Origin of the sequence: Pseudomonas sp. UC 17F4 (genome assembly GCF_900101695.1) — a bacterium.
GTDB lineage: Bacteria > Pseudomonadota > Gammaproteobacteria > Pseudomonadales > Pseudomonadaceae > Aquipseudomonas.
This window is the reverse complement of sequence record NZ_FNKV01000001.1, coordinates 4298246-4317223: the sequence shown is the minus strand read 5'-3', so window position 1 is coordinate 4317223 and position 18978 is coordinate 4298246. Positions and strand designations below refer to the sequence as shown.

Sequence of the window (18978 nt, the reverse complement as noted above, 5' to 3'; positions counted from 1 at the left end):
CATGCGCAAGCAATTGATCGTACCGCTGTTGAGCGCCTCGCTGCTGCTGGCCGGTTGCAGCCAGAACAAGGTCAGCCCCAAGGAGTACTCAGGCTTTTTGCGCAACTACGACCAGCTGAGCGAACACAAGACCGCTTCCGGCGACGCCGTGCTGCGCTGGGTCAGCCCCAAGCTGCGCATGGAGCGCTACAGCCAGGTGTACATTGCCCCGAGCCAGTTCTACCCGATGCCCAAGACCAGCCCGCAGATCCCGGCGAGCACCCTGCAGGCGGTAACCCGTTACTACGATGCGGCGCTCAAGCGCGAACTGGGCAAGGTCCTCAACCTGGTCGAGCAGCCCGGCCCGCACACCTTGATCGTGCGCCCGGCGATCACCTCGGTGGGCGCCCATACCCAGGCGCTGCATTTTTATGAATACCTGCCGGTGACCCTGGTGGCCGCCGGAGTCAGCAGCGCCGTCGGTATTCGCGATCTGGACAGCGTGATCGCCACCGAAGCAGCGTTCCTCGACGGCGGCAGCCGCGCGGTGGTTGCCGAGGTGGTGCGCAAGGGCACCGGCCTGCCGCTGGAGAACGACGATCAGGTGATGACCGCCGACAACCTCAAGGTGGTCCTTGATGGCTGGGCGCGGGACTGGCGCCAGGCCGCCGAAACCCTCCAGGCGCAGAAGCGCGGCGCCGTCACAGGGCAAACAGCCAAGGCACCATGATCACGCTGACCACCATCACCAGCAGGGTGAACGGCACCCCGACCTTGACGAAATCGCTGAAGCGATACTGGCCGGGGCCGAGCACCAGGGTGTTGACCGGCGACGATACCGGGGTCATGAACGCCGCCGAGGCGGCCAGGGCGACGATCATCGCAAAGGGGTAGGGCGAGGCGCCCAGTTGCTCGGCGGTGGTCACCGCCACCGGCGCCATCAGTACCGCGGTGGCGGTGTTGGAGATGAACAGGCCGATGATCGCGGTGATGGCGAACAGGCTGGCGAGGATCACATAGGGCCCGGCGCTGCCGAGCATCTGCACCAGGCCGTGCACGGCCAGGGCGATGCCGCCGGTTTTCTGCAGGGCCAGGGCGAACGGCAGCATGCCGACGATCAGCACCAGGCTCTGCCAGTGGATGGCGCGGTAGGCGCTGTTCATGTCGATGCAACGCCCGGCGCCCATCAGCAGGCAGCCGATCAGCGCGGCAATCACGTTGGGCACCACGCCGCTGACCATCAGCCCGACCATCACCGCCAGGCTGATCAGCGCATAGGGCGCGCGGTTGCCGGCCGGGGCGACGTTGTCGATTTCCGCTGGCAAGCTCAGTACCAGGAAGTCCCGCGGCTGGGTCTGCAACTGGCGAATGGCTTTCCAGGTTCCGATCATCAGCAGGGTATCGCCGAGCTTGAGTTTTTCTTCCACCAGTTGATCTTCGATGGCGTTCTGGTCGCGGCGCAGGCCGACCACGTTGAGGCCCCAGCGGCTGCGGAAGGTCAGCTCCAGCAGGCTCTTGCCGATCAATTGCGAGCCCGGCGGCACCGCCACTTCGGCCATGCCCACTTCCTGGGACTGGTCGATGAAGTAGGCGGCCTTGAAGTGCAGCGGTTCCAGCTGCATGCTCTGGCACAGGCTGCGCAGGTCGTCCTTGGGCGCGAACAGGTCGAGCAGCAACACGTCGCCTTCGTGCACCGTGGTGCTCGAATCGGGGCTGAGCACGCGGGTGGTGAACTTGTGCTGGCGCTCGATGCCGACCACGCTGGCGCCGTGTTCGGTGCGCAGTTTCAGTTCGCTCAGGCTGTGGCCGATCAAGGGCGAACCGGGGCGCACGCGCAGGCGCCGTTCGCGGCCGGCGAGCTTGTAGTCGATGATCAGGTCGAGCAGGGTGCGGCGGGTTTGCGCGCTGCCGTCCTTGCGCACTTCGCCGCCCAGCCAGTGGCGGGTCAGGAGCATGTAGCCAACCCCCAGCAACAGCACCACCAGGCCGAACGGGGTAAAGCTGAAGAAGCTGAAACCGCTTTCGCCATGGCGCACCAGTTCACTGTGCACCACCACGTTGGGCGGGGTTGCCACCAGGCTGAGCATGCCGCTGATCAAGCCGGCGAAGGCCAGCGGCATCATCAGCCGGCTGGGTGAGACCTGCATGCGCGCGGCAATGCTCAACACCACCGGAATGAAGATCGCCACCACCCCGGTGGAGCTCATCACCGAGCCCAGGCCGGCGACGCAGACCATCAGCAAGACAATCAGCCGCGCTTCGCTGTTGCCGGCGCGGTCGGCCATCCACTCGCCGATGCGGTAGGCGATGCCGGTACGCACCAGGCCTTCGCCGATCACGAACAGGGCGGCGATCAGCACCACGTTGGGGTCGCTGAAACCGGCCAGGGCTTCCTGCACGCTGATGATGCCCAGCAGCGGCAGGGCGACGATCACCAGCAGGGCGACCACGTCCATGCGTGGCCGGTTGGCGATGAACAGGGCCACGGCGCTGAACAGCAGGCCGAGTACCCAGAGCAGATCGTGGTTCATGCAGTCATCCTGATACCTGAAGGCTGCAAGTCTGGCAGAAAATCAGCGCCAGTTCGTTGATGTGCTGCAGCGTGCGGGGCATTGCCGCGGATCGGTGGTAGAGTGGCCGCCGATTTTTGCTCATTCAAGGAAGAACGTTTTGGACCACAACACCAGCAACTGGAAGGGCACCGCCGTGGCCCTCGGTTTCATTGGCTGCATCACGCTGATCGGCTACATCATCAACTACACCTCGACGATCAATGTCTTTCTGATCTGGGATTTCAAGGCCTACTCCTACATCGCCATCTGCTTCAGCCTGGTGGCCCTGGCGTTGCTGGGCACGTTTTTGCTCAATCACCACAACATCGACACCAACGTCTTCGGCGGCCTGCTGGTGTTGGCGATAGCGGGTATCTCGCAGATGATCTTCGGCGTCGAGCCCTCGGTGATCATGTGCCTGGCCGGGCTGTACGTGGCGGGGGTGATAGGGCTGATGAACGGCATGGCCAACAAGCGTGAAGTCGAAGAAGACGAGGACGCCGACGAGGCTTTGTAAGTTAGCCGGTGCCTGCCTGCTGGCGCAGCACCCTGAGGTCGCGGCTGTCGATCACATAGCTGCGCGCCAGCCAGTCGCCGGGCCGCTGGCAATGGCGCGACTCGGCGCACAGCCAGATGACGATCAGGCCAAAGGCGGCCTCGAACGGCCGGGTGATACCGCGCACCAGCGCCTGCAACAGGTTCGGCGGCTGGCCGGCGCGGTTGATCACCATCAGCCCCAGCAGCAGCTTGCCCGGGGTTCGCCCGCGCATCAGGTATTCAAATACCGGGAAGTACAGCAGCTGCATCAGCAGCATGCCGTCTTCGCCACGGCCATAGCCGAGCACGGCCAGCACAAACCAGGCGCCAAGGGCGAGCAGGGTATCGAGCAGCCAGGCGCCGATGCGGCGGATGATCAGGGTGGTGCGGGAGACGTGCATGGTGATTGCGCTGATCCTTGCGAGGTAGGGCGATGGTCGCATTCCTGGCGCTTTAACGCACGGCCTGGATTGGCAGCAACCCCCTGATGCGCTCGCAATTCTTGCACCAATGGATTAACACTTATAGCCAAGGAGTATTTGCTTATTGTCGCCGGTGCTTTAACCATGTGGATTGGATCCACAGCAGGGATGCGACTCAATGGCCAGGCATATTGTCATTGTGGGTGGCGGCGTCGGCGGTACGATGCTGGCCAATCAACTGGTAAGCAAGCTCTACCCGGAAGTGCTCAGCGAGCAGGTGCGCGTGACCCTGCTGTCCAATTCCGCTCATCACTACTACAAGCCCGCGTTCATGTACGTGGCCTTCAACCAGTTCTTCGAAAACGAGCTCAAGCGCCCGCAGCGCTCGTTGCTGCGCCCGGAAATCGACTTCCAGGTGCAGGAAGTCACCCACTTCGATTTCGCCGGGCAAACCCTGCATACCCGCTCAGGCAAGCGCTACGGCTATGACTTTCTGGTGATCGCCACCGGCTGCGTGCCCGCCCCGGAGCGTATCGAGGGCCTGCAGGAGGCCGGTGACCACTTCTACCAGTACGAGCCGGCGCGGCAACTGGCGCGGCGCCTGGCGAGCATCGAGAAGGGGCGGATTTTCATCACCGTGTCGTTTCCGCAAACCCCCAACGTGCCGCACCAATGCGGCATCGCTCCGGTGGAAACCACCCTGATGCTCGACGACTACCTGCGCCAGCGCGGGGTGCGCGACAAGGTCGAGATCATCTACACCTACCCGAGCACCGCGCAGCTGCTGCGCAATTGCCTGTTCTTGCAGCGGCCCACCGGCGAGATCCTGCCGGGCATTTTCGAGCAGAAGAACATCCGCTTCCAGCGCGGCTTCACCCTCAGCAAGGTCGATCCCGCACAGCGCATTGCCTACTCCGAAGAGGGCGACGCGCAGCCGTTCGACATTCTCATGGCCACGCCGCCAATCCGCGCGGTGGATGCCGTGTTGCACAGCGGCGCCTCGCGCGCGCCGAACAACGAAGGCTGGCTGCCGACCAACCACGAAACCCTGCAGGTCTATGGCCTGGACGGCGTGTATGTGATCGGCGACAGCGTCGACCTGCCGATCAGCAAGGCTGGCGGCGCCTGCCATAACCAGGCACCGATAATCGCCAACAACATCGCCGGCGAAATCCGCCTGGGCAGCACCTGCGCGGTGTACGACGGCAAGGTCCAGGCTGCGGCGCAGATGGGCCTGGGGATGGGCATGCCGCTGTGCTACGACTACCTTCACGACGTGCTGCCGACGCCGCCGACCAAGCTTGGCAGCCTGCTGCGCAATGGATTCAACCGCGGCCTGTACTGGGCCGTGGCCCGTGGAATGCTTTGACCCGACAACGGGAGGGGCCGAGTGTCATGGATGCTATCGATTCACCCGCCGTAGTGAGCGCCAACCCGGGCCTGGACGCCCTGGTGCGCAAACTCCAGCCGCTGCTCGACAGTGGCCGCCTGGACAACGTCGTCGACCTGCTGTCACTGAGCGCCGACCTTGTCGACCTGCTCGATGCGGCCATGGTCGAGAAACTCTCGGGGCTGTTCGAGGAGGCCACGGCCCTGAGCTGGAACCTGGGCAATGCCTTGCGCATGGCCTCGGCGCAAACCCGCAACCAACCCACCCCCAGCCTGTATGGCCTGCTGTTGCTGCTACAAGACCCGCACACCCGTCGAGGGCTTGCCCTGGTACTCAGAGTATTGAATGTCATTGGACGACAGGATTGATCGCACGGAGCTAGAGGACCACCGTCATGCTCGAACCGCGTAAACGCACCACCGCACCCGGCGCCAACAGCGCCTGGGACCCCAAAAGCTACCTGCAGTTTGCCCGCCTGCGCGAACGCCCGGTGCTGGAATTGCTCGACCACCTGCACCTGGACTCACCCGAATGCATCTATGACCTGGGCTGCGGCACCGGCATCGCCACGCGCCTGCTCGCCGAGCGCTGGCCACGGGCCGAGCTGTTCGGCGTCGACAGTTCGGTCGAGATGCTCCAGGAGGCGCTGGCACTGCCGATCAGCGTCAACTGGCTGCATGTCGATGTCAGCCAGTGGCAGGCGCAAAAACCGGCCAACCTGCTGTTTGCCGCCGCCGTGCTGCACTTTATCGAAGACCACGAAAGCCTGTTGCCGCGCTTGCTGGGGCAGTTGCAGGTGGGCGGCTGCCTGGCTGCGCACATGCCCAACTGGCGCGATGCGCCCTGGTACCAGTTGATGCTGCGCGCCCTCAGCGAGCCCGGGCCCAGTGGCCGGCCGTTAGGGACCCTGGAACTGCGCAAGTTCATGGCCGCGCGCAATGTGCTGACGCTGGACAGCTACTACCGCTTGCTGGCGCCGCTGACCCGCGAGCTGGACATCTGGGAGACCGAGCACCTGCAGGTGGTCGAGGGCAATTCGCCGATCTTCGACTGGGTCAAGGTTTCGGCCCTGCGCCCGGTGCTCACTGCCCTGGACGAGGTCGAACGCCAGGCCTTTCTCGACAAGTACCTGAAGCTGTTGCACGCGCACTACCCGCAGGAGGACGACGGCCGCACGCTGTTCCCGTTCAAGCGCACCTTTATTGTCGCCACCCTGTGAATTTGCCCGGCATCAGCGCCGGGCGATGTCGTAGGGCAGCAGCACCACGTCCAGGGTCACGTCCACCGGCAGCGAGACGATAAAGGCCGCCGGGCAGACCAGGGTTGGCCAGCAGTACTGCAGGTAGGTCGGGGCGAACAGCATCGCCACATTCGAGCGGCTGCCCATGAAGGCGCCATCGGAGGGGCGCTCAGAGTAGTAGCCCGAGCCCCGACCCATGATCGAGCCGCAGGCAGAGAGGGCGAGGGTGCTGCTGAGCAGCAGGCAGGCGAGGGTTCTGATGGTGCGCTTCCTTGGCAGATGAAACCGCTGCTTTATGCGCGCGGGTTGTCTCTTTGACGCCCGGGCAATGCTACAGTCACGTCTTTTTTCTGACGAGGATGAGTCATGCGGGTAGTAATGGCGATGGTCGCTGCAGCGTTGTTGGCCGGGTGTGCGTCTTCGGCCATGGAGGCGGCGCGCGGCCAGGCGCCGACCAAGGCCTTCACCTCGACCAAGGCGGCGGATGTGGTTGCCCAGTGCATCCAGTTCGGCTGGCAGGACGAGGACGTCTTCGGGGTCGATGCCAGCGGCTACCTCGAGCCTGGCAAGCAAGGCGGCTTCACCGTCTACACCCGTGAGGCGGAGTCCTTTGCCGACATCAAGGCCCAGGGCGCCAGCACTGCGGTCAGTTACTACGCCAAGCACAACGACAACGTCGCCCTGCGGCGCATGGCGGCCCTGGCCACCTGCCTGTAAATCTGCCTAGCGCGGCATGTACCTGAGCTGCCAGCGCCGCGGGATCTTCAGCGAGATCACGCCCAGCGCGGCGGCCAGCAGGGCGCTGAACAGCAGTGCGGCCAGATCGAAGGCCTGCTCCAGCAGCACCCCGAGCACGGCGCCGACGAACATCCCGGTCCACGGAATCAACTGCACCCGCCAGCCTTGCCGGCGCTCGCCCAGCAGCGCCCGGCCCAGGCCCCGGCCAAAGCGCGACAGCGCGCCGGTGACATAGGTGAGGCCGATCGGCAGGCCGTTCACCTCTTCAACCACGGCGTTGATCATGCCCATGGCGGTGACGGCCGAGACCAGTGCCGGCAGTTGCAGGGTGCTGGGCAATAGTGCCGCCAACCCCAGCAGCGCGGCGATGATCAGCAGCAGCGGGCACGGGCGGCGGCCGCTCAGGCGCGCGATCACCACGCCCAGGGCATTGCCGACGACAAAGGCCAGCAGCACCGCGCCAATGCGCAGGATCGGCGCCAGCTCACCTGCACCCAGCGATACCGCCAGGCGCGTGGTGTTGCCGCTCATGAACGAGACGAAATCGCCGGTGGCCATGAAGCCGATGGCGTCGGTCATGCCGGCCAGCACCGACAGCGCGGCGACAAAATACAAGCCAACCCTGCCGCGCAGGCGCGCGACCCGGGCAGAAGTGGAGGTGGAACCTGGCAGCATCCTTGGCGCTCCCGATAAGCGATGAGTGGGCTTAGGGTTTTTCTGTCAGCCGTGCTTCGAGCCCGGCGATATGCGCCTGCAGGCGCTCGTGCTCGCAGCGCTCGGCGCTGATGTCCTCGAACACGCTGATCAGGTGCTCCGGCGCACCGTCCCGGCGGCGCTGCAGCGAGGTGCGCGCGCGCACCCAGAGGTACTCGCCGTTCTTGCGGCGCACGCGTTTTTCCACCTCGTAGCGCTCGCTCTGGCCCGCGAGCATGGCCTGCAGCAACTGCAGGTTGGCGGCCAGGTCATCGGGGTGGGTGATCTGCTGGAAGGTCATGCCGTAAAGTTCTTCGGCACGGTAGCCAAGCAGCTCGCAGAGGCTGTTGTTGACCCGCTGCCAGCTGCCGTCGGGGTCGATGTAGGCGAGGGCGCCCCAGGCCAATTCGAAGATCGCCCGGAAGCGCTCTTCACTGTTGCGCAGTTCCTCTTCGGCGACCTTGCGCTCGGTGTTGTCCATGCTGATGCCGACCATCTTCACCGAACGCCCGGCACTGTCGCGCAGCACCGTGGCCCGGGAAGCAATCCAGCGCACCTCGCCGTCGGGGCGGGTGATGCGAAAATCGCATTCGCAGCCACTGCCGTCGGCCACCGCCTGGGCGTACATGGCCTGCATGTGCTCGACGTCTTCGGCCGGCAGGTGGGCCCAGAAGTCTTCGTTGCGATGCACCGGCCAGCCATAGACCTGCTCGACGTTGGGCGAGTAGGTGACTTCGTCGCTGATCAGGTTCCATTCCCAGGTGACGATGCGCGCACCTTCCTGGGCCAGCTTCATGCGCGTTTCGCTTTCCATGATCTGGGCGGTGTAGCGCCGGCGCAGGTCGGTCATCGGCAGCTCGACCACTTGCGGCTGCTGGATGTTCTGCAGGGCTTCTTCGCCGTAGCGCAGCCAGATCCAGTTGACCTTGAGAAAATCGGCCAGCTTGCGCAGGTTGTCGTAGTCGATTTCGCCGCCACGGGTCCATTTGTGTACCGCCGTGCGCGAGATCCCCAGGGCCGTGCCGACGGCTTGCAACGTCAGCTTGTGATGCTCGAGCAGTTCCTTGAGGCGAAAGGCGAAACTGTTTTCCATCATCGGCAGGGTGTCCTGATCGGGGGCCAAGAGCCTGCCAGTATACCTGTGGGGCAGCTTCAAGCTTCAAGCTTCGAGCTGCAAGAGGCGCCAGGGCGTACCTGTCTTGCAGCTTGAGGCTTGAAACTTGGCGCTTGATGCCTACAGATCCAGCACCCCTGTGGGGCAGCTTCAAGCTTCAAGCTTCAAGCTTCAAGCTTCAAGCTTCAAGCTTCAAGCTTCAAGCTTCGAGCTGCAAGAGGCGCCAGGGCGTACCTGTCTTGCAGCTTGAGGCTTGAAACCTAGCGCTTGATGCCTACAGATCCAGCACCCCTATGGGGCAGCTTCAAGCTTCAAGCTGCAAGAGGAGCCTGAGCGTACCTGTCTTGCAGCTTGAGGCTTGAAGCTTGGAGCTTGATGCCTACAGATCCAACACCAAGCGTGCCGAGCGGGCCCGCGAGACACAGAGCATCATGCTCTGCTGCGCGGCCTTTTCGTCATCGCTCAGGTATTGGTCAAAGTGCTCGGCCTCGCCTTCAAGGATCGCTGTCTCGCAGGTGCCGCACACGCCTTCGCGGCACAGGCATTCGACCTTGGCGGCCTTGGACTTCTCGATGGCCTGGAGGATGGTCATGCCTTCCTCGACCTGCAGCTCGGTGCCGGAACGGGCCAGCACCACGGTGAAGGCGGCGCCGGTGACCGGGGCGGCGGCGAACTGCTCCCAGTGCACGCGCTGCTCGCCGATGCCGGCCTTGGCGGCGGTGGCGATCACCGCATCGATCAGCGGCTTGGGCCCGCACACATACAGGTGGGCATCGTCAGCCAGGCCCGCGCACAGAGCGGCGAGGTCGAGCTTGCGCTCGAGGCTGTCGATGTAGAAACGGGTGTTGCCGGCATGCGGGCCGCTTTCCAGCTGCTGCTGGAAGGCACCGTGCTCCGGGGCGCGGAAGGCGTAGTGCAGCTCGTAATCAGTGGCGCCACCTTCCAGCTCGTGCAACTGGGCCAGGAACGGCGTGATGCCGATGCCGCCGGCAATCAGCACATGGCGCCCGGCGCTGGGGTCGAGGGCGAACAGGTTGTTCGGCGAGGAGATGGTCAGGCGGCTGCCAACCTGCACCTGCTGGTGCATGAACGCCGAACCGCCCTTGGACTGCTCTTCAAGGCGCACGCCGATCTGGTAGCTGCGGGTGTCGCGCGGATCGCTCATCAGCGAATAGGCGTTGCTGAACTGGCTGCCATCGGCGCCCTGCATCTGCACGATGACATGGCTGCCGCCGGTGAAGGCGGGCATCGGCGCGCCGTCTTCGCGGGCCAGGGTGAAGCGCTTGATCAGCGGCGTTGCCTGTTCGACTTCGGTTACCTGCACGCTGAACATTTCATACTTGTTGGCCATGTTTCACCTCGACTGCAACAGCACGCGGCAGGCCCTGCCGCGTGTCGGAACCTGTGCTCAGACCGCCAGGCACAGGTATTTGATTTCCAGATAATCCTCGATGCCGTACTTGGAGCCTTCACGGCCCAGGCCCGATTGCTTGATGCCACCGAACGGCGCGACCTCGTTGGAGATCAGCCCGGTGTTGACCCCGACCATGCCGTACTCCAGCTGCTCGGCGACCTTGAACACCCGGGCGATATCGCGGCTGTAGAAGTAGGCGGCGAGGCCGTACTGGGTGGCGTTGGCCAGGGCAATGACCTGCTCGTCGCTGCTAAAGCGCACCAGCGCCGCCACCGGGCCGAAGATTTCTTCTTCGAGCAGCTCCATGCCCGGGCCAATGTTGGCCAGCACGGTGGGTTCGAAGAAGTTGCCGCCCAGGGCATGGGCCTTGCCGCCTAGCACCAGCTCGGCGCCTTTGCCGAGCGCGTCGTCGATCAGGCTGCGGACCTTGGCCACCGCCTTGTCGCTGATCAGCGGGCCGATCTGGCTGCCGACGGCGCTGCCATGGCCGACTTCCAGGGCCCGTACGCGTTCGACGAAGCGCTGGGCAAACTGCTCATACACGCTGTCGTGCACGTAGAAGCGGTTGACGCACACGCAGGTCTGCCCGGCGTTGCGGTACTTGGCGACGATGGCGCCTTCGACCGCCGCGTCGATGTCGGCATCGGCGAAGACAATGAACGGCGCGTTGCCGCCCAGTTCCAGGCTGACTTTCTTGATGGTCTCGGCGCACTGGCCCATCAGCAGGCGGCCGATAGGCGTGGAGCCGGTAAAGCTCAGCTTGCGCACGCTCGGGTGGCCGGTGAACTGCGCGCCAATCGCCGGGGCATCGCCGGTGACCACGCTGAATACCCCGGCCGGTACCCCGGCGCGCTCGGCAAGCTCGGCCAGGGCCAGGGCGCAGAACGGTGTTTCGTTGGCCGGCTTGACCACCATGGTGCAGCCAGCGGCCAGGGCCGGGGCGACCTTGCGGGTGATCATCGCCGCCGGGAAGTTCCACGGGGTGATGGCGGTGCACACGCCGATGCCTTGCTTGATCACCAGCAGGCGTTTGTCGTTTGACGGGCTGGGGATCACGTCGCCATAAACGCGCTTGCCTTCTTCGGCGAACCATTCGACGAAGGAGGCGGCGTAGCGGATTTCACCCAGGGCTTCGTGCAGCGGCTTGCCCTGTTCGAAGGTCATCAGCCGGGCGAGGTCCTGTTCGTGCTCGAGCAGCAGTTCGAACCAGCGACGCAGCACCTGGGCGCGTTCCTTGGCGGTGCGCCCGCGCCAGTCGGCCAGGGCCGCTTCGGCGGCTTCGATGGCGCGCAGCGCTTCGTTGCCGGCCATCAGCGGCACGCTGCCGAGCAGCTCGCCGGTGGCCGGGTCGGTTACTGGCAGGCTGCGCCGGTCATCGGCGTCGCACCAGCGCCCGGCAATGTAGGCCTGCTGGCGGAACAGCTTGTTGTCATTGAGTTTCACGCAAGGCACTCCGAAGCGCGCCGCAGGCGGTCAGGCCTGCGGCGGGCGGTATCAGTCGTTGAGGTGGGCGACGGCGATCAGGTTGTGGAAGTGAGCAATGCCGTGCTCGCTCATGCCGCTGCGCTCGCGGTCGGCCATGATCCGGCCCTGGCCACGGTAACCGCGCGACTTGAGGCCTTTCTGCACGCTCTCGACCAGGCGCAGGTCTTCGGGGCGGAACACTTCGCGGTACCAGTCGATGAGCTTTTGCTGCTCTTCGCTGATGTCCTTGTTGAGGAAATAGATGTCGTAGTGCTGCAGGGTGGTTTCGGCATCGACCGGGAACTCGTAGATCACGGTCATGAAGTTGGCTCCTGGCGGCACGTTGAACATGGTGCACGGCCAGGCCCAGAATCCTGCGAAGGAGGGGTCCTTGACGCTTTCGTCGAACTTGAACGACTGCTCCGAAGGTTTCGCCAGGCCGTACTGCAGGGTCCAGTTGCCATGCATGCTGTGGCTGTACTGGCCGACGTCGACCGAGTCGGAGAAGCCCGGGTGGGCCGGGGCGCAGTGGTAGCACTCGAGGTAGTTGTCGACGATCGACTTCCAGTTGGCCGGGGTGTCGCTGACAAAGCGCGCGGCCAGGTGCAGGTCGTCGATCACGCCGCAGGCTTCACGCATGCGCGCTTGCAGGCCGGGCAGCTGGTCTTCGACCGAACCCGCTTGCATGTCCATGTTGATGAAGATGAAGCCTGCGTATTCTTCGACGCGCAGCTGCACCAGGGTCGAGTTCTCTTTGTCGAAGTTGACCACGTTGTCGCAGTTGCGCGCGTGGGCCAGGTCGCCGTCGAGCTTGAAGGTCCAGGCGTGGTACGGGCAGGTGATGACGTTCTTGGCCTTGCCGCTGCCGCTGAGCAACTGGTGGCCACGGTGCGGGCAGACGTTGTAGAAGGCGCGCAGGATGCTGTCGCGACCGCGCACGACGATGATGCTTTCGCCGATCACTTCACGGGTGATGTAGGCGTTGTTCTCGGCCACTTCACTGCGGTGGCCGACGCAGATCCAGCTGCGGGCGAAGATGTTTTCTTTCTCGTGCTCGAACACCGCGGCCTGGGTGTAGAAGCTCGCTGGGATGGTGAACGCCTCTTCGGCGTTGGCGCAGAAATCGGCGGGCAGGCGTTTGAAGTCATTCATGATCGGGGTCTCACAAGCACGGTTTTTAGTTATTGGTTAACGCGTATCTATCAGTTAACAAATCAGGCAAAAAAATTTACTGCTGTTGTAGGAGCGGGCTTGCCCCGCGATCTGGCCTGTACGAGGCTCAGATCGCTATCGCGGGGCAAGCCCGCCCCCACAGGTGTGTGATCAGTGCACTGCGGCGGCGCTGCGCGGGGCTTTTTGCGCCGGTTCTTCACCGGCCATGCGCGCCGCTTCTTCCTCGATGCGGTAGGCCGGGACCTGGCCGTAGTCTTCGATCATCCATTTGAAGAAGCCGTAGATCTTCACCAGCAGGATCACCATGAACGGGATGGCGGTGAGCACCACGGCGGTCTTCATGGTCGACAACGAGGCCTTGGCGAACAGCATGGCCAGCGGCACCAGGGTCAGCACCACGCACCAGAACAGGCGGTGGGTCGGCGTCGGGTCGTCGCCTTCGCGCAGGTTGCGGGTGCTGGTGGCGGCCACGGCATAGGCGGCGGCGTCCATGTGCGAGGCGCAGAAGATCGCCATGATGAACAGGTACACGCCCAGGAACACCTGGCCCCACGGCAAGGCCAGCAGCAGATGGGTCACCGCCGATTCGCCGCCTTGTTCGCTGAGCATCTTCGGTACGTCGACGGCGCCGGTGATGAACTGGTGCATGCTGTAGCTTTCCAGCGCACCGAAGAAGAACCAGCAACCGAAGCTGCCACCGAGCAGCAGGGCCATGACCACTTCCTTGATTTGCCGGCCGCGCGATACGCGGGTCACGAACATGGCCACGCCTGGCGCGTAGGACACCCACCAGAGCCAGTAGAACACCGTCCAGTTGCGGGTAAAGGCACCATCGCCGGCCGGGTCGGTGAACAGGCTCATGTGCACGTAGTTCTGGATCATCAGGCCAATCGAGTTGGCGGTGTTGTTGATGGTGAACTGGGTCGGGCCGACCAGCAGCACCACCAGGGCAAACACCAGGGCGCCGATACAGACCATCTTGCTCAGGCGCTGCAGGCCGCCATCGATACCGATGTAGGAGCTGAGCGAGAACATCACCGCCACCGCACCGATCACCAGCAGTTGCACGGTGAAGGTGTCCGGGGTGCCAGCCAGGTCATGCAGGCCACGGGTCAGGGTCGAGGCGGTGAGCGCCAGCGACACGGTCAGTGCGCCCATCATGGTCAGCAAAAAGATCAGGTCGACGCTGCGCCCGACCGGGCCGGTGGCCTTGAAGCCGGTCACCGCTTCAACGATCGAGGCCAGGTTCAGGCCGCTCTTCTTGCGTACATGAAAGTGATAGGCCATGGCCAGCGAGGCCAAGGCATAGATCGACCAGGCGCTGACGCCCCAGTGGAAGAACGAGTAGCTGATGCTGTACTCGAGCGCCTTGGGGGTAGCGGCGGCGATGTTCAGGCCCGGGGTCTGGTAGTAGTAGGCCCATTCCATCACGCCCCAGTACAGGGTCGAGGAACCCATGCCGGCGCAGATGAACATGAACACCCAGGTGGCGGTGGCGTACTCGGGTTTGCCACTGCCCAGGCGGATGTTGCCGTACTTGCTGAAGGCCAGGTACAGCACCGCCAGCGAGCTGCCGAACACCAGCACCTGGACACTGGTGCCGAAGGTCCGGGTCGACAGTTCGAACAACTGGTTGGCCGCGTGCTCGGCTTCGCCCGGGAAGGCTGCAAGGCCGATGACAGTGAGCAGCACGGCAATCAAACTCACGGAAATCAGGAACACATCTATCTTTTTATTTTTGTGCGACATCATCGTCTCCTGGACGTTGGCGTTCTTAGCTATACCCGGCAGGCAATCCGGGGTGTTACGGCAGCACTCCCTGCTTCTATGTTAACTAATGGTTGACGTGAATCTTTTGGTTAACAGATTCTGCAGATAATCCGCTTCACCCGCAAGAGCCAAGGGGCCGTTTTGTCAGACAATTCTGACAATCGGCCCATGGTCCTCAACCTTCGATCAGCGCGCTGATGGCTTCGCCGACTTGCTGGGTCGACTTCTGCCCGCCCATGTCGCGGGTGGTGTCGCCGGCGGCAATGACCTGCTCGATGGCCTTGAGGATGTCGTCGTGGGCGGCGCGGTAGCGCGGGTCGGCGCCGTCGTTGCCAAGGAACTCGAGCATCAGCGCACCCGACCAGATCATCGCGATCGGGTTGGCGATGTTCTTGCCGTAGATGTCCGGGGCCGAACCGTGCACCGGCTCGAACAGCGACGGGAATTTGCGCTCGGGGTTGAGGTTGGCCGATGGCGCGATGCCGATGGTGCCGGCGCAGGCCGGGCCGAGGTCGGAGAGGATGTCGCCGAACAGGTTCGAGGCCACCACCACATCGAAGCGATCCGGCTGCAGCACGAAGCGGGCGCAGAGGATATCAATGTGCTGCTTGTCCCAGGTGATGTCCGGATAATTGGCAGCCATGGCTGCGGTGCGCTCGTCCCAGTAGGGCATGCTCACGGCCATGCCGTTGGACTTGGTCGCCGAGGTCACGTGCTTGCGCTCGCGGGTTTGTGCCACCTCGAAGGCGTACTTGAGGATACGGTCGACACCACGGCGGGTGAACACCGACTCCTGCAGCACGAACTCGTTGTCAGTGCCTTCGAACATGCGCCCGCCCAGGGACGAGTATTCGCCTTCGGTGTTCTCGCGGATCACCACGAAGTCGATATCGCCCGGCTCACGGCCAGCCAGCGGGCAGGGCACGCCAGGGAACAGGCGCACCGGGCGGATGTTCACGTACTGGTCGAAGTCGCGGCGAAACTTCAGCAGCGAGCCCCACAGCGAGATGTGGTCCGGGACTTTGTCGGGCCAGCCCACTGCACCGAAATACAGGGCGTCGAAATCCTTGAGCTGCTCGAACCAGTCGTCCGGCATCATCTTGCCGTGGGCCAGGTAGTAGCCGCAGCTGGCCCATTCGAAGAACTCGAAGCTGATGTCCAGGCCATGCTTGCGCGCGGCGGCCTCGACCACGCGGATGCCTTCGGGGAGTACTTCGTTGCCGATGCCGTCACCGGGGATCGCAGCGATTCTGAAAGTCTTGCTCATGAGGGGCGCACTCGTTGTCTAGGGAACAGGTGCGGCTCATGCTATAAGGGCAGGATTCAGAGATAATCTCGTGATTCATGGATTCTTAGTGCACGCATCGTGAATAATCTTCCCAGCCTCGACGACCTCAATATCTTCCTTCAGGTGGCCAAGCGCGCGAGCTTCGCGGCGGTGGCCGAAGAACTCGGCATGTCGGCCGCGTTCATCAGCAAGCGCATCCGCGTGCTGGAGCAAACCCTTGAAGTGCGCCTGCTGCACCGCACCACCCGGCGGGTGACAGTGAGCGAGGAGGGCGAGCGGGTGTACCAGTGGGCGCAGCAGATTTTCGATGCGGTGCAGCGCATGGGCGACGACATCAGCGCCCAGCACCGCGAGCCGGTGGGCCAGCTGCGGATTGCCAGCAGCCTGGGCCTGGGCCGGCGCTTCGTCGCCCCGGCGCTGTCGGAGCTGGCCGAGCGCTACCCGCGCCTGGATGTACGCCTGGACGTGCATGACCGCCTGGTGGATCTGATCGAAGAGGGCGTCGACCTGGACATCCGCGTCGGCAATGCCATCGCCCCCAACCTGATTGCCAAGCCGCTGGCCCGGAACCGACGGGTGCTCTGTGCCTCGCCGGCCTACCTGGCCCGGCGCGGCACGCCCGGGGTGCTGGCCGAGCTGGCCAGCCATGATTGCCTGGTGATCAAGGAGCGCGACCACCCGTTTGGTGTCTGGCAGCTGCAAGGGCCCAATGGCGAGGAGAGCGTGCGGGTGACCGGCAGCCTGTCGAGCAACCACGGCGAAGTGGCGCACCAGTGGTGCCTGGATGGCCGCGGGATTTTGCTGCGCTCGTGGTGGGATGTGCACGACAGCCTGGCCGACGGGCGCCTGGTGCAGGTGCTGGCGGAGTATCACCAGCCGGCGGACATCTGGGCGGTGTACACCTCGCCCTTGGCCAGCTCGGCCAAGGTGCGGGTGGCGGTGGAGTTTTTCCGCCAGTACTTTGCCGAGCGCTATAGCTTGCCGGATTAGCGGTGCAAGCCCGCTCCCACAGCCTGTGTAGGAGCGGGCTTGCCCCGCGATGGCCTCACCTCAGAACGTGTAATCCAGCGTCGCAAAATACGACCGCGGCTGCCCCATCAACCACTGCTCGCCGCTATGCGCGGTGGCCGCATAACGCCGGTCCAGCAGGTTATTCAACTGCAAGCCCAGGCGCACATCCGGCAGCACCTGCCAGCCCAGGTTGGCATCGACCACGGTAAAGCCCGGCACGCTCTGGGAGTTGGCGGTGTTGGCATAGCGCTCATCGACATAACGCAGGCCCAGGCCGGCATCGACGTCGTCGCCAAAGCCCTTGCTGACCCACAGGTTGGCGGTGCGCCGTGGCACGTTGCTTGGGCGGTTGCCGGCGCGGGAAACGCTCTGGCCGTTCACTACCTGGTCGAAGTCGTCGTATTTGGCGCGTACCACCGAGGCGTTGGCCGAAACATGCCACTGGTTGGCCAGGGCCAGTTCCAGGGTCGCTTCCAGGCCATCGGAGGTCTGCTGGCCGGCCTGTTCTTTCTGGTGGGTGTCGGGGTTGTCGACCAGCAGCTTCTTCTTGACGATGTGATAAGCCGCCAGGGTCCACTCGCCACGGCCGTCCCAGAACAGCTGCTTGAGGCCGAACTCGGTCTGCTTGGCTTCGGTCAGGTCGAACTGCTGCTGGGTCGGGCTCAGGGTCACCAGGTCGCTGACGCCATCCTCGCTGGTGGAGTACTGGCCGTACAGGCTCAGTTGCTCATTCACCGCGAACACCAGGCCGGCGCGCCAGTTACCGCCATTGAGGCTGCGGTCGCTGCGGGTGTCGTTGACCAGGTTGTTGCGGTCAATGTGGTTCTGGTCGCGACGAATGCCGGTGACCAGCGACCAGCGCTCCGACAACTGGGTGCGGTTCTCGGCGAACAGGGCGAAGGTGCGGGTGGTGCTGTCGGTTTGCGCGCGGGTCGGACTGGCGCTGTGGAAGTAGCCCGGCGCCGGCTGCCACGGGTCGACGAAATCGCCGCCGATGTCGTTGTACGGCGAGTTGCTGTCGATGCCGAAACGAATGCGGTTGTACTCGGCGCCGACCACGGTCTTGCTGGCCAGGCCAAACAGCGAGTGGTCGAAGGTGAAGCTCTGGCGATCGCCGAGCTGTTCCTGGTCGTGCTTGATCTCCAGGTAGCTGCCACGCTCAAGCTGGCCAACGCCGCTGTTCCAGCTGTAGTCCTCGGCGTTGCGCCAGTGCCGGCGGCTTTTGAGGTAGTAGAGCTGGTTGCTGGCGCTGATCGAGTCGCTGATGCTCCAGTCGGTGTTAAAGCGCGTCCACTCGTCGTGGTAGTGCTGGGCCGAATCCTTGAGGTTGTAGTTCTTCTTGCTCAGGCTGTCGCGGTAGTGGCCGTCGATCAGCGGCGTGCCGAAGTAGTTCATCGGTTCGGCGTCGCCGCGCTCGTGGGCCAGGGTGAAGCTCAGGTCGTCGCTGGCATCGAAGCGCAGGGCGGCGCTCATGGCCAGGTTCTTCGAGTCGCCACGGTCGATCCAGCCGTTGCTTTGCTGGCGGTTGAGGGTCACCCGGTAGCTCAGCCGCTCGCTCAGCGAACCGCCGCTGTCCAGGCCCAGTTGCTGGCGGTCGTAAGAGCCGTAGCCCAGGCGCAGGTGGTTGCGGATCTCGCCGGCAAAGGGCTTTTTCGGGATCACGTTGATCACCGCACCCGTGGCGCCTTCGCCGTACAGCACCGAGGCCGGGCCGCGGATCACGTCGATGCGCTCGATCATCCACGGGTCGACCGGGAAGCTCTGGGTGCCGGCGCCGGTGTACATCCGCGCGCCGTCGAACAGGGTCATCACCGAACCGTGGCCACTGAAGCCACGGGCCGACAGCGCCGTGTTGCCGTTGCCCGGGGTGGCCACCGAGGTGATGCCCGGCGAGCGCGTCACGGCATCCTGCACGGTGAGGTTGTTGCGCCCGTCGATGGCTTCGCTGCCCAGGCTGCTGGTGCTGGCCGGGGTGTCCATGGCGCTGAGGTTCAGGCGCGAGCCGGCGGGCAGCGGGGTGGCCAAGCTGACGGATTCGTTGTCGCTGCTGCTGGTGATGGCCGTCGAGGGCAGGGCCAGCGCAGAGGGGCTGGGGTCATCGGCGAAAGCTGGCGCAGAGAAGGCGAGGCAGGGGGCCAGGGCATTGGCCGCCAGGGTGTGAAGCTTGGAAGTACGGGACATGTCGTTCCACAG

18 protein-coding genes are annotated in these 18978 nt (G+C 64.2%); 7 read left to right on the top strand and 11 right to left on the bottom strand.

Annotated features, from left to right (window positions below; genetic code table 11):
* Nucleotide 1: 1 nt before the first annotated feature.
* Complete coding sequence (locus BLR26_RS19610; protein WP_093384474.1) at nucleotides 2-709, top strand: DUF3313 domain-containing protein; 708 nt, start codon at nucleotides 2-4, stop codon at nucleotides 707-709.
* Here BLR26_RS19610 and BLR26_RS19605 read toward each other — a convergent pair.
* Nucleotides 681-2510 carry an SLC13 family permease gene (locus tag BLR26_RS19605; protein WP_093384471.1) on the bottom strand — a complete coding sequence of 610 codons (1830 nt, stop codon included), beginning with the start codon at nucleotides 2508-2510 and terminating at the stop codon, nucleotides 681-683. The two genes, BLR26_RS19610 and BLR26_RS19605, sit on opposite strands and share 29 nt — an antisense overlap.
* Nucleotides 2511-2649: 139 nt before the next feature.
* Between BLR26_RS19605 and BLR26_RS19600 the strand changes: the two genes are divergently transcribed.
* Nucleotides 2650-3048, top strand: a complete 399-nt coding sequence (locus BLR26_RS19600) for a hypothetical protein (protein WP_045201241.1) — start codon at nucleotides 2650-2652, stop codon at nucleotides 3046-3048.
* Between the two features lies 1 nt (nucleotide 3049).
* On the opposite strand, the gene BLR26_RS19595 is transcribed toward BLR26_RS19600, so the two are convergent.
* Nucleotides 3050-3469: an RDD family protein gene (locus BLR26_RS19595; RefSeq protein ID WP_093384467.1), complete on the bottom strand. Its 420-nt coding sequence runs from the start codon at nucleotides 3467-3469 to the stop codon at nucleotides 3050-3052.
* A gap of 199 nt (nucleotides 3470-3668) precedes the next feature.
* Here BLR26_RS19595 and BLR26_RS19590 point away from each other — a divergent pair, with 199 nt between their 5' ends.
* The 3 genes from BLR26_RS19590 to BLR26_RS19580 are packed head-to-tail and all read left to right on the top strand — an operon-like array spanning nucleotide 3669 to nucleotide 6099.
* The gene (locus tag BLR26_RS19590) at nucleotides 3669-4859 is read left to right on the top strand and encodes an NAD(P)/FAD-dependent oxidoreductase (protein ID WP_093384463.1); all 1191 of its coding nucleotides are present in this window, start codon (nucleotides 3669-3671) and stop codon (nucleotides 4857-4859) included.
* A gap of 26 nt (nucleotides 4860-4885) precedes the next feature.
* Complete coding sequence (locus BLR26_RS19585; RefSeq protein WP_093384460.1) at nucleotides 4886-5248, top strand: DUF1641 domain-containing protein; 363 nt, start codon at nucleotides 4886-4888, stop codon at nucleotides 5246-5248.
* A gap of 26 nt (nucleotides 5249-5274) precedes the next feature.
* Nucleotides 5275-6099 carry a methyltransferase domain-containing protein gene (locus BLR26_RS19580; RefSeq protein ID WP_093384456.1) on the top strand — a complete coding sequence of 275 codons (825 nt, stop codon included), beginning with the start codon at nucleotides 5275-5277 and terminating at the stop codon, nucleotides 6097-6099.
* A gap of 12 nt (nucleotides 6100-6111) precedes the next feature.
* Here BLR26_RS19580 and BLR26_RS19575 read toward each other — a convergent pair whose 3' ends face one another.
* Nucleotides 6112-6267 carry a YceK/YidQ family lipoprotein gene (locus BLR26_RS19575; RefSeq protein ID WP_176794274.1) on the bottom strand — a complete coding sequence of 52 codons (156 nt, stop codon included), beginning with the start codon at nucleotides 6265-6267 and terminating at the stop codon, nucleotides 6112-6114.
* Between the two features lie 219 nt (nucleotides 6268-6486).
* Between BLR26_RS19575 and BLR26_RS19570 the strand changes: the two genes are divergently transcribed.
* Complete coding sequence (locus BLR26_RS19570; RefSeq protein ID WP_045201247.1) at nucleotides 6487-6837, top strand: DUF2322 family protein; 351 nt, start codon at nucleotides 6487-6489, stop codon at nucleotides 6835-6837.
* Nucleotides 6838-6843: 6 nt separating this feature from the next.
* Here BLR26_RS19570 and BLR26_RS19565 read toward each other — a convergent pair whose 3' ends face one another.
* The 7 genes from BLR26_RS19565 to BLR26_RS19535 form a co-directional block, all read right to left on the bottom strand.
* Nucleotides 6844-7533, bottom strand: coding sequence for a YoaK family protein (locus tag BLR26_RS19565; protein WP_093384453.1), 690 nt, complete (start codon nucleotides 7531-7533; stop codon nucleotides 6844-6846).
* A 31-nt stretch (nucleotides 7534-7564) separates the two neighbouring features.
* Complete coding sequence (locus tag BLR26_RS19560) at nucleotides 7565-8647, bottom strand: helix-turn-helix domain-containing protein (protein WP_093384448.1); 1083 nt, start codon at nucleotides 8645-8647, stop codon at nucleotides 7565-7567.
* A gap of 397 nt (nucleotides 8648-9044) precedes the next feature.
* On the bottom strand, nucleotides 9045-10016 hold the full coding sequence (locus BLR26_RS19555) for a PDR/VanB family oxidoreductase (RefSeq protein ID WP_093384445.1): 972 nt from the start codon (nucleotides 10014-10016) through the stop codon (nucleotides 9045-9047).
* Between the two features lie 57 nt (nucleotides 10017-10073).
* On the bottom strand, nucleotides 10074-11522 hold the full coding sequence (locus tag BLR26_RS19550; protein ID WP_093384440.1) for an NAD-dependent succinate-semialdehyde dehydrogenase: 1449 nt from the start codon (nucleotides 11520-11522) through the stop codon (nucleotides 10074-10076).
* A gap of 51 nt (nucleotides 11523-11573) precedes the next feature.
* On the bottom strand, nucleotides 11574-12695 hold the full coding sequence (locus BLR26_RS19545) for an aromatic ring-hydroxylating oxygenase subunit alpha (protein WP_045201252.1): 1122 nt from the start codon (nucleotides 12693-12695) through the stop codon (nucleotides 11574-11576).
* 171 nt (nucleotides 12696-12866) lie between these two features.
* Entirely contained in the window at nucleotides 12867-14465 is a 1599-nt protein-coding gene (locus BLR26_RS19540; protein ID WP_093384437.1) for a BCCT family transporter, read from the bottom strand.
* Nucleotides 14466-14661: 196 nt separating this feature from the next.
* Nucleotides 14662-15753 (bottom strand): tartrate dehydrogenase, encoded by a 1092-nt coding sequence (locus BLR26_RS19535; RefSeq protein WP_093384433.1) that lies wholly within the window; start codon nucleotides 15751-15753, stop codon nucleotides 14662-14664.
* Nucleotides 15754-15852: 99 nt separating this feature from the next.
* Here BLR26_RS19535 and BLR26_RS19530 point away from each other — a divergent pair, with 99 nt between their 5' ends.
* Nucleotides 15853-16764 (top strand): LysR substrate-binding domain-containing protein, encoded by a 912-nt coding sequence (locus tag BLR26_RS19530; protein WP_045201255.1) that lies wholly within the window; start codon nucleotides 15853-15855, stop codon nucleotides 16762-16764.
* 60 nt (nucleotides 16765-16824) lie between these two features.
* Here BLR26_RS19530 and BLR26_RS19525 read toward each other — a convergent pair whose 3' ends face one another.
* On the bottom strand, nucleotides 16825-18966 hold the full coding sequence (locus tag BLR26_RS19525; RefSeq protein WP_093384430.1) for a TonB-dependent receptor: 2142 nt from the start codon (nucleotides 18964-18966) through the stop codon (nucleotides 16825-16827).
* Nucleotides 18967-18978: the final 12 nt, after the last annotated feature.

What these genes read in the sequence shown, in the direction of transcription:
- BLR26_RS19610 (WP_093384474.1), top strand. Translation starts at nt 2, where the DNA reads ATGCGCAAGCAATTGATCGTACCGCTGTTGAGCGCCTCGCTGCTGCTG.
- BLR26_RS19605 (WP_093384471.1), bottom strand. Translation starts at nt 2,510, where the DNA reads ATGAACCACGATCTGCTCTGGGTACTCGGCCTGCTGTTCAGCGCCGTG.
- BLR26_RS19595 (WP_093384467.1), bottom strand. Translation starts at nt 3,469, where the DNA reads ATGCACGTCTCCCGCACCACCCTGATCATCCGCCGCATCGGCGCCTGG.
- BLR26_RS19590 (WP_093384463.1), top strand. Translation starts at nt 3,669, where the DNA reads ATGGCCAGGCATATTGTCATTGTGGGTGGCGGCGTCGGCGGTACGATG.
- BLR26_RS19585 (WP_093384460.1), top strand. Translation starts at nt 4,886, where the DNA reads ATGGATGCTATCGATTCACCCGCCGTAGTGAGCGCCAACCCGGGCCTG.
- BLR26_RS19580 (WP_093384456.1), top strand. Translation starts at nt 5,275, where the DNA reads ATGCTCGAACCGCGTAAACGCACCACCGCACCCGGCGCCAACAGCGCC.
- BLR26_RS19575 (WP_176794274.1), bottom strand. Translation starts at nt 6,267, where the DNA reads ATGGGCAGCCGCTCGAATGTGGCGATGCTGTTCGCCCCGACCTACCTG.
- BLR26_RS19570 (WP_045201247.1), top strand. Translation starts at nt 6,487, where the DNA reads ATGCGGGTAGTAATGGCGATGGTCGCTGCAGCGTTGTTGGCCGGGTGT.
- BLR26_RS19565 (WP_093384453.1), bottom strand. Translation starts at nt 7,533, where the DNA reads ATGCTGCCAGGTTCCACCTCCACTTCTGCCCGGGTCGCGCGCCTGCGC.
- BLR26_RS19560 (WP_093384448.1), bottom strand. Translation starts at nt 8,647, where the DNA reads ATGATGGAAAACAGTTTCGCCTTTCGCCTCAAGGAACTGCTCGAGCAT.
- BLR26_RS19555 (WP_093384445.1), bottom strand. Translation starts at nt 10,016, where the DNA reads ATGGCCAACAAGTATGAAATGTTCAGCGTGCAGGTAACCGAAGTCGAA.
- BLR26_RS19545 (WP_045201252.1), bottom strand. Translation starts at nt 12,695, where the DNA reads ATGAATGACTTCAAACGCCTGCCCGCCGATTTCTGCGCCAACGCCGAA.
- BLR26_RS19540 (WP_093384437.1), bottom strand. Translation starts at nt 14,465, where the DNA reads ATGTCGCACAAAAATAAAAAGATAGATGTGTTCCTGATTTCCGTGAGT.
- BLR26_RS19535 (WP_093384433.1), bottom strand. Translation starts at nt 15,753, where the DNA reads ATGAGCAAGACTTTCAGAATCGCTGCGATCCCCGGTGACGGCATCGGC.
- BLR26_RS19525 (WP_093384430.1), bottom strand. Translation starts at nt 18,966, where the DNA reads ATGTCCCGTACTTCCAAGCTTCACACCCTGGCGGCCAATGCCCTGGCC.